Genomic DNA, 12,698 nt, shown 5'->3' with positions numbered 1-12,698 from the left:
GGCCACTTCACCCCGGTGGCGGCGAGCGCGGTCCTGGCCACCGGACTCGGCCACGGTGCCGCCGGGCTCGTCGCCGCTGCCCTTACCGCCCTCGCGGCCGCGGCATGTACGCCACCGCCACCGGCCAACTGGCCACCGACCGGGACATCGACACCCCGACCTTCCTCCAACACCCGCCGGCCTGGACGGCGCTGACGGCGTGGCTGACCGTGGGGGCGGGTCTGGCGGGCGAGAGGTCACCGTGTCCGGCAGTCATGACCGGCAGACAACTGGCCGTCAAGACTGCTGAGTTCGGGCAATGATCCTCGGTGCGGTCAGGGACAGGATCGGTGACATCCCGTTCCGGGCGTTTCCCAGGAAGGCTCTGCCATGAGACTGACCCGTAGTGCACTGACCGTCGCGGCCACCGCCCTCACGTCGGCGGTGCTGTTCGCCGCTCCGGCGTTCGCCGCCGACACGGCCGGCACCTCGTCCACCGGCGTGACGGCGGCGGCGTCGGACACCGACGGCTCGGGCACGCCGGTGGACGAGATGTCCGACGAGGACATGCGGGTCGAGATCTTCCGCATCCTCGCCGTCGCCGAGCAGAACAACGACACGGCGGTCCACGCGGCGGCCACCGCGGCCCTCAGGGACGGTTCGACGGACGCCCTGCGCGCCTTCCTCGAGACCGGCTACCCCCGCGCCCAGGCCGAGGACGACAGCGTCTGGGTCTTCCGCGTCCTCGCCGTTGCCGCGCAGAACGACGACCAGGCGGTCCACGCGGCGGCCGTCGCGGCCCTCGAGGACGGCTCGCCGCAAGCACTGCGCGCCTTCCGGGAGACCGGCTACCGCCTCGCCCAGGCCGAGGACGACAGCGTCGCGATCTTCCGCATCCTCGCCGACCCGGACATCAGCAGCGCCCTCCGCGCGGCGGCCGAGGCCGCCCTCGACGACGGCTCGCCGGAAGCGCTGCGGTACTTCATCGAGCACGGCCAGTACGAGGTCGCCGCCTGACGGACCGGCGTCCGGACGCCCGGGCCGACGCCCGGGTGTCAGTCGGTCTCCACGGCGTCGTCCATGCTCTTCAGCGCCTCGGCCACGGTCGCGTCACCCGAGAACAGCTTCTGCACGGCGGTGAAGTGGGCCTGCTGCACCTCCGGGTTCGGCCAGCGCTGGTCCATGAACGGCACGGTCATGCCGTCCTGTTGCAGATCGGTCAGGACGTCCAGGGCCGGGTCCGCCTCAAAGGAGTCGTTGGGCAGGGCGGGCAGCGTGCCGCCCTCCTCGGCGTAGATCTTCTGGCCCTCGGGCGAGGCCAGGTACTCGATGAACTTCCTGCCCTCGGCGGTGTGCTTGCTCGCGGCGTTGAGGCCGTAGGCGGCGGAGACGGCACCAGGGATACGGGTCGCGTCCGCGTCGTCCGACGCCGGCAGCGCGAACATGCCCGGCTCGGTGTCCGCACCGGCCTCCTTCCGCACCTGCGGGATGCTGGTGGTGACCTGGACGACGCCGACGGCCTTGCCCTGCGCGACATCGGTGATCGACGTCTCGTAACTGGTGCCGTTGGAGTTCTTGGTGAAGCAGCCCGCCTTGTTCAGGTCCAGGTACTGCTGGAGGGTGTCCTTCCACGCCGAGCCGGCGAACGTGGCCCTGCCCGCGCTCAGCCGCTCGTCGAAGTCGGCGTCCCCGGTGTAGACGGTCGTGGCGGCGAGCGCGTAGTCGACGAGCTGGGTCACCCACGGGGTCCGGTTGCCGAGGGCCGGCAGGACCTTGCCGTGGTCCTTGGCCTTCTCGCACAGGCCCAGGACGTCGTCCCAGGTCTTCGGCTCGGTGCCGCCGATCTCCGTCAGCGTCGCCTTGTCGTAGATGGCGCCGATGCCGTTGAAGGTGACGGGGACGATGTACGTCTTGCCGTCGACCTGGGTGACGCTCCTGTCGCCCGCGGCGATCTTCGACACGAAGCCGTAGCCGCTCAGGTCGGCGAGACAGCCGCCCTTCTGGAGCACCTGGACCGCCGCCGGGTTGCCGTTGCCGGGCCACACGGTGCCGACAGCTATCCCGACGTCTGCTCCGTCGCCGTCGACGACGTGGCGGGCGCCGACGCGGCGATCACCCACCTCCTGGCGCGCGGACACCAGCGGATCGCCTTCGTCACCGGGCCGATGAACATGCGGCAGTCGCAGGACCGGCTCACCGGCAGCCGCCAGGCCCCGGAGCGCGCCGGACGGCCCGCCGACACCCTCCGCGCGGTCGAGACCGCCGCGTTCACCGTCGACCAGGGCCGGCGCGCCGGGGAGCAGCTGCTGACCGCGAGCGAGCGGGTCACGGCCGTGTTCTGCGCCAACGACCTCCTCGCGCTCGGCGTCATGCAGACCGCGTTCCGGGCCAAGCTGCGCGTCCCCGACGACCTCGCGATCGTCGGCTACGACGACATCCACTCGGCCGCGACCGCCGGGGTGCCGCTCACCTCGGTCCACGTCGGCGGCTACGACCTCGGCAAGGCCGCCGCGGAGATGCTCCTGGACGAGGACCGCCCCGGCCACACCCACCGGCGGCTGGTCTTCCCGCCCCGGCTGGTCGAGCGCAACTCCTCCTGACCCACGGGCACTCGACCGCCCCGCCGTCGGGCCAGCCGTCGGCGGGCGGCCCGCTGGAGCCGCGCACGGTCAGCGAGGGCGTCACGACATGGTGCTGCGGCTCGCCGCGACCGCCCTCGACGCGCTCGAGGAGCAGGGCGACCGCGCGCCGCCCCATCTCGGGGCCCTGCTGGTCCACCGAGGTCAGCGAGATGGCCGGGTGCGCGGCCCGGTCGGTGTCGTCGTAGCCCGCCAAAGAGATCTCGCGGTGGGCGTCGTGCTCCACCAGGGCGGCCGGCGCGCCCAGGGCGAGCCGGCCGTGCGCGGCGAACACGGCCGTCGGCCAGGGGCGTTCAGTCAGCAATTCCTCCATGGCGGCCCGGGCGCTGCGCTCCGTCCGCCCCTGCCACATCCTGGATCGTGACCGACCGGCGCCGGCTGCCGGCCTGCGACATGCAGCCTCCCGCGTGATCACCGTCAGCGCGCAGCGTCCCGTACCGGCCCGACCGTCCGCAAGGGATGCCGCCGCACCGTCCGGTGCGGCGAGGGCGGCGTCGGCACGGTGGCGGCGAGGGCGGCGTCGGCACGGTGAAGGCCGGCATCGACGCATGGGCCCCGAGGTCCGGCACCGTCCTGGACCGGATGCGCCAATGGGCCCCGCACACCGAGGTCTCCGTCATCGGCTGCGGCGACTACGTCCGCCCCGGCGGCTGCTTCCCGGCCCGGCCGTCCGGGCCGTCGACGCCGACTGCACCCAGGGCGCGGTGGAACCACCTCGGCGCCGCACCGGAGCAGGCCGCGCGGGCTTATGGCGCGACCTTCGTGGACACCTACCCCCTCGGCGTCGGCCACGACGCGTGCGCGGCACCCGCCGACCGGTACACCGAAGGACCGCTCCCCACCCACATCGCCATCCCGCCGCACCCGAACGCGTAGGGTTCACGGGCCATCGGCGAGGCACCGGACGACGCGGTCCGCGCCGCGACGAACGGCGGGTGACGCCCGGCCGGGTGCCTCAGTTCGCGTGGCCCGCGCGCAGCCACGCGAGGTAGTCGGCGGCGGCCCGCTCGGTGTCGTACTCGGCCCGGTAGCCGGTGTCCTCCCGCAGCCGGCCGATGTCGAGGACCAGGTGCGGGCCCCTGCCGCCGTCGGGCAGGCCGACCCGGGCGCCGGGCACCACCTTCCTGAGCGCCTCGCCGACCTCGGCGTTCGTGGTGAGCCGGCCGGAACCGACGTTGTACGTGCGGTGGTTCAGCCGGTCCGCGAGCTGTAGGAGGGCGATCGCCCGTCCGGTGTCCTTCACGTAGTTCAGGTCGAGCCCGTCCCCGGCGAAGGCCGGTGCCATGAGGTGGGAGAGGTCCGGGGCGGTGCCGCGGGCAGCGGCGTGGACGAGCGCGGGCGCGGCGAAGAAGGGATCGGCGTGGCCGAGCGGGCCCCAGGTGCCGGAGATGCGGTAGTCGACGATGTCGAGGCCCGTCGTGTCCGCGAGGAAGCCACCCAGCAGTTCGCCGACCTTCTTGAAGGTGGGGATGGTGGCGGACGCGTTCATCGACAGCGGCACGTCCTCACGCAGCGGTCCGTCGTCGCTCCGGGCGCCGAAGTAGACCCCGATCGTGCTGGCCACGCCCAGCCGCCGGACGCCCCACTCCTGAGCCGCCTGCGCGATGTTGAGCAGTCCGCCAAGGGCCTGCCGCGTCGCCTCGACCGGTGCGGCGGGGACGGGGGGCCACGGGTAGGACCCTGCCAGATGCACGATGCCCGTGATGGTGTGACGGCGGCCGATCGCGAGCAGGGCGTCGAGGTCGGTGATGTCCGCCTGCTCCACCGTCAGGCGGGCTCCGGCGAGGACGGCCGGTAGTTCACGGGCACTGCGCCGGACCACGACGCAGTCTTCGCCCAGGTCGAGCAGGGCCCGCACGGTGTGGGACCCGATAAAGCCAAAACCTCCGGTCACGAGGATCATTGCCTGGCCTTCCTGGAGTGTGTGCGGTGCGCGGCGTGCCGACGCCGGTAAGGGCGGTCCGCAAGCGTCGCCGGCGAGACGGCGAAACGGAACGCCGCTCCGATTACGATACGGAACGCTGTTCCGTATTGCAAGGCCGGTCAGGAGCAGCGCCGGAACCGCCGCGCGCTGTCCTCGTCCAGGCGCTCCAGGAAGTCGTGCAGGGTGTCGGTGACCTCTTCGAGGCTGCGGGCGCCGAACAGCACCGGCTGGTAGCCGTGGATGTCGTAGGGCGTGGTGAGCATGGCGTCGACGGTCAGCGGGCGGACGTCCGACCGGTGCAGCCGGCGGATCTCGCCGTAGGAGGACAGCAGCGCGGCCCCGTACGCCTTGGGTGTCCCGCCCTCCGCGAGGACGCCGTACTCCAGGGTGAACCAGTACACGTCGCTGATCATTTGCAGGACGTCCGCGTCGTCGACGCGCATGGCCGCCCGCCCGATCATGCGGTAGATGTCGGCGAAGGCGGGTGCCGTCAGATGGATGCCGTGGCCGAAGACGTCGTGGAGCACGTCGGGCTCGGGGGTGAACAGGGGTACCGCCGGGTGGCGGACGAACTGCACGGCGTGGAACCAGCCCTCGGCCATCGACCCCAGGAACCGCTTGTTCGCCACCACGCCTCCGGCCACGGTGAAGTCGAAGCCCGTCAGCTCCCGCAGCCGCGAACCGACCTCGGCGTGCTGCGGGATGTGGTCCGCCGGAATGGGCGCGTCCTGCCTGGCGTCGAGGGCGGCGCGGCAGGCGTGCTCGGCCTGCGCGGCCCACAGCTCCCGGTGGACGGTGCGCCAGGTCCGCTGCTCGGCCTCCGTGTACGCCACCGGTACGGACGGGTCGCCGACGCGGTGGCCGCGGGCGCGCGCGGCGATGGCGTGGCGCCGCCGCAGGTAGCCGGCGTCGCTGAGCCCGGGATGCTCGTCGGCCGGACCGAGGCGGCCGTCGGCGGCGACCGGTGTACGGATCGGCGGACCGACCGGGGTGCGCGCTCGAGAATCGTCCATGCGGCAATGGATCACCGTCGACGCGGGACGCCACACCCGCCATGAGCGTTACCCGGCCGCGGCAGCGCGGTGACCGCGAGCAGGGTGAGCGCGACGAGCAGGCCGCCGGTCAGCAGCGGCCCGCGGTTCCCGGCCGGGGTGCCCGGCCGCGGTGTCGGCGCCCGCGCCACGGTCACTGCCGCGCTGACCGGTACGAGGACCGACGTCACCGTCGAGGTCGTCGAGGCCGAGCCGCCACGGCGCATCGTCGAACGGAACGTCAGCGCGGCGGGCCGGCGCCTGGCCCACGGCACCTGTACCGTCGCACCGCTGCCGCCCGGCGGGAGTCGCGTGCCGTTCACGTACGCGTGGACGCGCGCCCCGCTCGGCGACCGTCTGCCGGGCCCCGTGGTCCGGGCCGCGATGCGCCGCGCCAACCGCACGGTCATGCGCCGCCTGACCGCCGAACCGGCCCGCCGGACAAGGGCGGACTGAGCTTGCCGGTGCGGCTCACCTGTCCATGGCGTTCAGATGGCGGCGGAGGACGTCGCGTGCCGCCGCGGTCGCCTCCTTGTGCGCCCGCCGGGCCGCCTGGTACTCCGGCGTCGGCACGGTGGCCCCGGCCGCGAGCACCTCGCGGATGGTGCGGAGCGAGGTGTACGACGCGTCTATCGCGGCCGTCACCTCGTCGTTCGCCGTCAGGATCAGCCGTTCCCGCGCCTCGTCGCAGCCCGACGCCTGGTACACCTGCCGGAGTCTGGCCGCCCTGGCCTGGGCGTTCGGATGGTCCTCGTCGGCGGCCACGCGCATCGCCTCGTGGGCCTTCCGGAAGGAGACGAGGCAGTCGGCGTACAGGTCCCGGCGGTCGCGCAGCCTGCTGTCCCTGGCGGTACGCCGCCAGCGCACCTGCTCGCCGACCAAGGTGGCCCCCACCCCCAGTACGGCTCCCAGTCCCGTCCCGACCAGACTCGACCACTCCACGCCAACGGATGGTGCCACGCGGGCCCGAGAGGCAGAACCCCGCGTCTGTGGTCCCGGGTGCGTGAGTCACGGCTCGCGGCAATGCTGAAGCGGGGGACATAGGTGCGCGTGACCGCCAAACGTACTCGATTGATCACTTGTCGTGACATACCTGTGGACCGGTCGGGGCAGGACAGGACTTGGGCCGCGGGCAGGAGCGGGCCGGGGTGACCCGCGGCGGGGAGAGGGGAGCGGGCGTATGGACGGGTATGCGCGGCGGGCGGTCGTGATCGGAGCGGGCATGGCCGGTCTCGCGGCCGCCCGGGTCCTGGCCGACGGTTTCGAGTCCGTCACCGTCGTCGAGCGCGACCGGCTCCCGGACTCGGCGGTGATCAGGGCGGGGGCGCCGCAGGGACATCATGTCCACGGTCTCCTCGCGCGCGGTGCCGAGGTGTTCGAGGGTTATTTCCCCGGGCTGCGCGCCGAGCTCGAGCGGGCGGGCGCGCCGGTGTGGGACTGGGGGGAGGGGCTGTGCGCCGTTCTGCCCAACGGCACCCCGCCGCCCGTGTCGATGGGCATGCCGATCCAGACCTTCTCCCGTCCGCTCCTGGAGCACGTGCTGCGCCGGCGGGTGGCGGCGCTGGCGGGCGTCACCCTGCGGGACGGACTGGCCGTCACGGGCCTGTGCGCGGCCGGTCCCGGCAAGGTGACCGGGGTGCGCGTGCGCGGCGCGGACGGCGAGGAACGGATCGGCGCGGACCTCGTGGTGGACGCCTCGGGCCGCTCCTCCCACCTGCCGCGGTGGCTGGCGGCGCTCGGCCTGGCGGAGCCCCGCGTGACGACCGTGGACGCCCAGGTCGGATACGCCTCGCGGATCTACACCTACGGCGAGGGGTGGCAGACCCCGCCCCCGTGGATGGGACTGCTGCAACCGCTGCGGGCCCCCGGCTTCCAGCGGGGCTGCTACGCCATCCGGATCGAGAACGACCTGCTCCACGTCACCCTGCACGGCGCGGGCGGCATCCAGCTCCCGCGCGGCGACGAGGACTTCCTCGCCTACGCGAAGACCCTGCGCGGCCCCGCCGCCGACACCATCGCCCCGCTCACCCCGGTCACCCCCGTGCGCCGGTACGCCCGTACGCTCAACCGCAAGCTCGCCTGCCACCGCCTCGCCCGCTGGCCCGACGGGCTGATCGCGATGGGGGACTCGGTGTGCGCCTTCAACCCCGCCTACGGCCAGGGAATGACGGTCGCGGCCCTCGAAGCCCGCCTCCTGGAACGGATGCTCCGGGGGCGGCGCGCCCGCGCTCCGTTCGACGGACGGGCCTTCCAGAAGGGGCTGGCGCGCCTCACCGCCTCCCCGTGGCTGATGGCCACCGTTCCCGACCGGGCCTGGGAGGGCCCGCGGTCCGCGTGGCCGGTCGCGGCCGGCAACTGGTTCATGAACCGCCTGATCGACACCGTCCCCCACGACCCGAGGGTGTACACGACGTTCTCCGGCCTCTTCCACATGACCGCGGGACCGCTGGCACTGACCGACCCGCGCCTGCTCCTGAGCGTCATGTCCGGTACTCGCCGTCCCGCGAAGCCTCACGCGTGAGAACGGCGTCGCCGACCGTCGCGGGCCGGTGGCCGGGGCGTCAGCCGCGCCGCCGGACGTAGGCGTCCAGCTCCGCGGCACCGGCCGGCAGAGCCCGGCCGCGCGCGGACAGCCGGGCGTGCCGGTCGCGCAGCGCGTCCTCCAGCGGCGCCGGTCCACCGGCGGCCCGCACCTGCTCGGCCAACGGGGCGATCCGCTCCAGCAGACAGCCGCCCCGCCGGAGTCGACGGACCGGCCGGGCGTCCCGCACATCGGCCTCGGCGTAGACGCGGTACCCGGTCAGCGCCCCGCGAGTCCCCCCAAGTTCGGCTACGTCCCGCTCGGCCCGGCCCGACTGACGGTCAGCGACGGCATCCTGTTCGTCAGGGACGTCGCGCAGGGCCAGGGCCGCCGCCCGGCCTGAGCGGTCCGCCCGGCGGACCGGAGCGGCTTGCTCCGTGAGTCTTTACATCGATGTAATCGGTGTGGTGCCATGGGCAGCCGAGTCACTGCGCAAGCGAGATCAGGTTTTTCCGACCGATGTGGGGAGCCGCCGATGCGCGCCCGGTCCTTCACCGCCTGGGTGACCGCCCTGTTCGCCCTGCTCGCCGGCCTCGTCGGGGTGCCGCAGGCCACCGCCGCGGCCTCGGCCGTGGACGCCGGCACCGCGGCGCAGGCCGCGTCGGGCACCTTCCGCAACCCGCTGAACACCGGGCCCGATCCGTATATGACGTACGCGAACGGGGCCTACCGCCTGACGACCACGCAGGGCGACAGCATCAAGATGTGGAGTTCGCCCTCCCTGAGCACCCTGCTCGACGCCGAACCGGTCACCGTGTGGAAGGACACCGACGCCTCGCGCAACCAGCACATCTGGGCGGCCGAGTTCTACCGCTTCGACAGCCGCTGGTACATGTACTACACCGCCGACGACGGCACGGACGACCACCACCGGCTGTACGTCCTGGAGTCGGACGCGGACAACCCGGCCGGGCCGTACCACTTCAAGGCGAAGCTCACCCCGCCCAACCACACGAACGACTTCGCCATCGACCCGGGCATCCTCCAGCACAACGGCAAGCTCTACCTCGCCTACAGCGGCATCAACGCCTACCAGCACAACGGCCTGAACATCGCGCCCATGTCGAACCCCTACACCGTCTCGGGCAACGCCGTCGCGCTGAACGGGGCCGGGGGCTGCTCCGAGGTCCGTGAGGGTCCCGAGTTCCTGAACCGCAACGGCCGTACCTGGATGACGTACTCGACCTGCGACACCGGCAAGCCCGACTACCAGGTGTGGATGATGTCCCTGGCCGACGGCGCCGACCCGCTGGTGCCCGGCAACTGGACCCAGCACAGCGGAGCGGTCTTCTCGCGGCAGGACGCCCGCGGCGTGTACGGACCCGGCCACCACGCGTTCTTCCGCTCGCCCGACGGAACGCAGGACTGGATCATCTACCACGCGAAGACCACCTCGGACTTCACCTACACCAACCGCACGACCCGCGCCCAGAAGATCGGCTGGAACGCCGACGGCAGCCCGGACCTCGGCACCCCGCTCGCCCTCGGCGCCACCCAGGACCTGCCCTCCGGCGACCCCGGATCGGGCAACTACTGGATCAACGACGACGGCCGTTCCAGCGGCGGCGGCACGGTGACCTACTCGGGCACGTGGAACTCGGGCACGGGCTGCGCCGCCCAGTGCTTCTGGAGCGACGACCACTGGAGCGACCGGGCGGGCAACACCGCGACGTTCACGTTCACCGGCACCCGGATCGCGCTGCTGTCCGTCAAGGACACCGGCAACGGCATCGCGGCCGTCAGCATCGACGGGGGCGCCGAACAACGCGTCGACTTCTACGGCGCCCTCCGCACCGGCGAGACGCTCCAGTACCTCAGCCCGCGCCTGTCCGACGGCGCGCACACCCTGAAGGTCCGCGTCACCGGGGAGCGCGACTCCTCCTCCGGAGCGGCGTTCGTGAGCGTGGACCGCGCCGAGGTCTACACCGACTGACCTCACCGCGGACCGGGGACCACCACCTCGGCGTCGGTGGCCGCGCGCACCTGCTCCAGGGTGACGCCGGGCGCGAGCTCGGCCACCCTGAGCCGGGGCGGGGCGATGTCGAAGACGCCGAGGTCGGTGATGACCCGGTCCACGCACGCCGCCCCGGTCAGCGGCAGCGTGCAGGACCGTACGAGCTTCGGGCTGCCGTCCTTGGCGGTGTGGTCCATCAGCACGATCACCGTACGGGCGCCGTGCACCAGGTCCATCGCCCCGCCCATGCCCTTGATCATCTTGCCGGGCACGGTCCAGTTGGCCAGATCGCCGCCGGCGGAGACCTGGAGGCCACCGAGGATCGCGGTGTCCAGATGGCCGCCGCGGATCATGCCGAAGGAGAGCGCCGAGTCGAAGAACGACGCGCCCGGAGCGAGCGTGACCGTCTCCTTCCCCGCGTTGATCAGATCCGGGTCGACCTCGTCCGGCCGGGGGTAGGGGCCGACACCGAGGACGCCGTTCTCGGAGTGCAGCACGACGTCGACGCCGGCCGGGAGGTGGTTCGGCACCAGCGTGGGCAGGCCGATACCGAGATTCACGTACGAGCCGTCGGTCAGCTCGGCCGCCGCGCGGGCGGCCATCTCGTCACGGGTCCAGGGCATCAGCGCACCGTCGCCTTCTCGATGGACTTGCCCGCGGCCTGTTCGGGGGTGAGGGCCAGCACCCGCTGCACGAAGACACCCGGCAGGTGCACCTCGTCCGGGTGCAGCGCGCCGTCCACCAACTCCTCGACCTCGGCGACGGTGACCGCGCCCGCCATGGCGGCCAGCGGGTTGAAGTTGCGGGCCGAGCGGTGGAAGACGAGATTGCCGTAGCGGTCGCCGCGCGCCGCCCTGACCAGCGCGAAGTCGGTGGTCACCGACTCCTCCAGGACGTAGGTACGACCCCGGAACGCGCGCCGCTCCCGCGCCGGTGACGCCACCTCCACCGCGCCGTCGGCGGTGTACTTCCACGGCAGCCCGCCGTCCGCGACCTGCGTGCCGACCCCGGCCGGGGTGTAGAACGCCGGTATCCCGCAGCCCCCGGCGCGCAGCCGCTCCGAGAGCGTGCCCTGCGGAATCAGCTCCACCTCCAGTTCGCCGCCCAGGTACTGCCGGGCGAACTCCTTGTTCTCCCCGACGTACGACGCCGTCACCCGGCCGATCCGCCCGGCGGCCAGCAGCACGCCCAGGCCGTGGCCGTCGGTGCCGCAGTTGTTGGACACCACCTCCAGGCCGCCGACGCCCCGCTCGTGCAGGGCCTCGATCAGCACCGTCGGGATGCCGCACAGGCCGAAGCCGCCGACCGCGAGCGAGGCGCCGTCACCGATGCCGGCCACGGCCTCCCGCGCGCTCGTGATCACCTTGTTCACGCGTCCCGCCCCCCGGCGACGATCCGGCCGCGCACCTCGCCGAAGCCGATGCGGGTGCCGTCCGGGCCGGGCGCGGTCGCCGTGATGGTGACCTCGTCGCCGTCCTCCAGGAAGGCACGGGTGGAGCCGTCGGCCAGCTTCACCGGGTGCTGTCCGTTCCAGGTGAGCTCCATCAGACAGCCGCGCTCCCGCGGGCCGGGGCCGCTGACCGTGCCGGAGGCGTAGAAGTCCCCGGTGCGCAGCGAGGCGCCGTTGACGGTCAGATGGGCCAGCATCTGGGCCGGGGTCCAGTACATCGACGTGAACGACGGGCGGGAGATCACCTCGCCGTTCAGCCGCACCTCGAGATCCAGGTCGAGGCCCCAGTCCTCGGTCTCGCGCAGGTAGTCCCGCAGTCCCTCGGTGCGCTCGGGCGGGGCGGTGCGCGCGGCGGCCAGCGCGTCCAGGGGCACGATCCACGGGGAGACGGATGTCGCGAACGACTTTGCGAGGAACGGGCCGAGCGGCACGTACTCCCACGCCTGGAGGTCGCGCGCGCTCCAGTCGTTGACCAGGCACACGCCGAAGACGTGGTCGGCGAAGTCGTCCACGCCGACCCGGGTGCCCCGCGGGGAGGGGGTGCCGACGACGAAGCCGACCTCGGCCTCGATGTCCAGCCGCCGGGACGGGCCGAACGGCGGTGCGCCGCCGTCGGAGGGCCGGGTCTGGCCCCACGGGCGGACCACGTCCGTGCCGGAGACGACCAGCGTGCCGGACCGGCCGTGGTAGCCGATCGGCAGGTGCTTCCACTGCGGGGTCAGCGGGTCCTGCCCCGGGCGCAGCATCCGGCCGATGTTCGCGGCGTGGTGCTCGGAGGCGTAGAAGTCGGCGTAGTCGGCCGGCTCGAACGGCAGCAGCAGCCGCACCCGGTCGGCACGGTGCAGCGCCGGTTCCACCGCCTCCCGGTGCGCGGGGTCGGTGAGCAGTTCCGTGACCCGGGCGCGGACCGCCTGCCAGCGGGCGCGGCCCTGCGCGAGGAACGCGTTGAGCGAGGGCCGCGCGAAGGTGTCGTCGCCGAGGACCCGGGCCAGGTCCAGGACGTGGTCGCCGATGGCGACACCGACCCGGGGCGCGCCGCCCTCGGGGACGAACACACCGTAGGGCAGCGTGTGGACGGTGAACGGGGAGCCCTCGGGCACCGGGAGCCAGCTGGGGGCAGTCATCGGGGAAGCAGTCCTT

At 73.0% G+C, this 12,698-nt stretch carries 14 protein-coding genes and 2 pseudogenes; 7 read left to right on the top strand and 9 right to left on the bottom strand.

Annotated elements, in window-relative coordinates; all coding sequences use genetic code 11:
* Positions 1-104: 104 nt before the first annotated feature.
* Together ACFV6E_RS17585 and ACFV6E_RS17580 are read left to right on the top strand one after the other, a co-directional pair.
* The gene (locus ACFV6E_RS17585; RefSeq protein WP_385462546.1) at positions 105-302 is read left to right on the top strand and encodes a hypothetical protein; all 198 of its coding nucleotides are present in this window, start codon (positions 105-107) and stop codon (positions 300-302) included.
* Positions 303-369: 67 nt separating this feature from the next.
* Positions 370-996, top strand: coding sequence for a hypothetical protein (locus tag ACFV6E_RS17580; RefSeq protein ID WP_385167077.1), 627 nt, complete (start codon positions 370-372; stop codon positions 994-996).
* Positions 997-1,034: 38 nt separating this feature from the next.
* Here the strand turns inward: ACFV6E_RS17580 and ACFV6E_RS17575 are convergent, their stop codons facing one another.
* Complete coding sequence (locus ACFV6E_RS17575; RefSeq protein WP_385462543.1) at positions 1,035-2,099, bottom strand: extracellular solute-binding protein; 1,065 nt, start codon at positions 2,097-2,099, stop codon at positions 1,035-1,037.
* On the opposite strand from ACFV6E_RS17575, the gene ACFV6E_RS17570 reads away from it, so the two are divergent.
* The gene (locus ACFV6E_RS17570) at positions 2,070-2,579 is read left to right on the top strand and encodes a substrate-binding domain-containing protein (RefSeq protein ID WP_385462540.1); all 510 of its coding nucleotides are present in this window, start codon (positions 2,070-2,072) and stop codon (positions 2,577-2,579) included. The two genes, ACFV6E_RS17575 and ACFV6E_RS17570, sit on opposite strands and share 30 nt — an antisense overlap.
* A 64-nt stretch (positions 2,580-2,643) precedes the next feature.
* Here ACFV6E_RS17570 and ACFV6E_RS17565 read toward each other — a convergent pair.
* Positions 2,644-3,168, bottom strand: a pseudogene (locus ACFV6E_RS17565) (substrate-binding domain-containing protein); the annotation flags it as partial.
* On the opposite strand from ACFV6E_RS17565, the gene ACFV6E_RS17560 reads away from it, so the two are divergent.
* Entirely contained in the window at positions 3,078-3,494 is a 417-nt protein-coding gene (locus ACFV6E_RS17560) for a hypothetical protein (RefSeq protein ID WP_385167126.1), read from the top strand. The pseudogene ACFV6E_RS17565 and the gene ACFV6E_RS17560 sit on opposite strands and share 91 nt — an antisense overlap.
* Before the next feature lie 79 nt (positions 3,495-3,573).
* Here the strand turns inward: ACFV6E_RS17560 and ACFV6E_RS17555 are convergent, their stop codons facing one another.
* Positions 3,574-4,521: an NAD-dependent epimerase/dehydratase family protein gene (locus ACFV6E_RS17555; RefSeq protein ID WP_385167084.1), complete on the bottom strand. Its 948-nt coding sequence runs from the start codon at positions 4,519-4,521 to the stop codon at positions 3,574-3,576.
* 140 nt (positions 4,522-4,661) lie between these two features.
* The gene (locus ACFV6E_RS17550; protein ID WP_385462537.1) at positions 4,662-5,555 is read right to left on the bottom strand and encodes a phenylalanine 4-monooxygenase; all 894 of its coding nucleotides are present in this window, start codon (positions 5,553-5,555) and stop codon (positions 4,662-4,664) included.
* Between the two features lie 84 nt (positions 5,556-5,639).
* Between ACFV6E_RS17550 and ACFV6E_RS17545 the strand changes: the two genes are divergently transcribed.
* Positions 5,640-6,029, top strand: coding sequence for an SRPBCC family protein (locus tag ACFV6E_RS17545; RefSeq protein ID WP_385462534.1), 390 nt, complete (start codon positions 5,640-5,642; stop codon positions 6,027-6,029).
* A 15-nt stretch (positions 6,030-6,044) separates the two neighbouring features.
* Here the strand turns inward: ACFV6E_RS17545 and ACFV6E_RS17540 are convergent, their stop codons facing one another.
* Entirely contained in the window at positions 6,045-6,515 is a 471-nt protein-coding gene (locus ACFV6E_RS17540; RefSeq protein ID WP_385167090.1) for a hypothetical protein, read from the bottom strand.
* A gap of 238 nt (positions 6,516-6,753) precedes the next feature.
* Between ACFV6E_RS17540 and ACFV6E_RS17535 the strand changes: the two genes are divergently transcribed.
* The gene (locus ACFV6E_RS17535; protein WP_385462531.1) at positions 6,754-8,094 is read left to right on the top strand and encodes an NAD(P)/FAD-dependent oxidoreductase; all 1,341 of its coding nucleotides are present in this window, start codon (positions 6,754-6,756) and stop codon (positions 8,092-8,094) included.
* 40 nt (positions 8,095-8,134) lie between these two features.
* On the opposite strand, the pseudogene ACFV6E_RS17530 reads toward ACFV6E_RS17535, so the two are convergent.
* A pseudogene (locus ACFV6E_RS17530) lies at positions 8,135-8,386 on the bottom strand (MerR family transcriptional regulator); the annotation flags it as partial.
* A 243-nt stretch (positions 8,387-8,629) separates the two neighbouring features.
* Here ACFV6E_RS17530 and ACFV6E_RS17525 point away from each other — a divergent pair.
* Positions 8,630-10,087, top strand: coding sequence for a family 43 glycosylhydrolase (locus ACFV6E_RS17525; protein WP_385462529.1), 1,458 nt, complete (start codon positions 8,630-8,632; stop codon positions 10,085-10,087).
* Positions 10,088-10,089: 2 nt separating this feature from the next.
* Here ACFV6E_RS17525 and ACFV6E_RS17520 read toward each other — a convergent pair whose 3' ends face one another.
* From ACFV6E_RS17520 to fahA, 3 genes are read right to left on the bottom strand one after another with little or no spacing between them, the layout of a single operon-like run.
* Positions 10,090-10,731 carry a CoA transferase subunit B gene (locus ACFV6E_RS17520; RefSeq protein ID WP_385462526.1) on the bottom strand — a complete coding sequence of 214 codons (642 nt, stop codon included), beginning with the start codon at positions 10,729-10,731 and terminating at the stop codon, positions 10,090-10,092.
* Entirely contained in the window at positions 10,731-11,480 is a 750-nt protein-coding gene (locus tag ACFV6E_RS17515) for a CoA transferase subunit A (RefSeq protein WP_385462523.1), read from the bottom strand. Before ACFV6E_RS17515 ends, ACFV6E_RS17520 begins: the two co-directional genes overlap by 1 nt.
* The gene (gene fahA, locus ACFV6E_RS17510) at positions 11,477-12,682 is read right to left on the bottom strand and encodes a fumarylacetoacetase (protein ID WP_385462520.1); all 1,206 of its coding nucleotides are present in this window, start codon (positions 12,680-12,682) and stop codon (positions 11,477-11,479) included. The genes ACFV6E_RS17515 and fahA overlap by 4 nt, the downstream gene beginning before the upstream one ends.
* Positions 12,683-12,698: the final 16 nt, after the last annotated feature.

Source organism: Streptomyces sp. NPDC059785 (assembly GCF_042732375.1).
Lineage (GTDB): Bacteria > Actinomycetota > Actinomycetes > Streptomycetales > Streptomycetaceae > Streptomyces.
The sequence above is the reverse complement of the archived record's forward strand: the minus strand, read 5'-3'. Positions and strand labels throughout refer to the sequence as shown.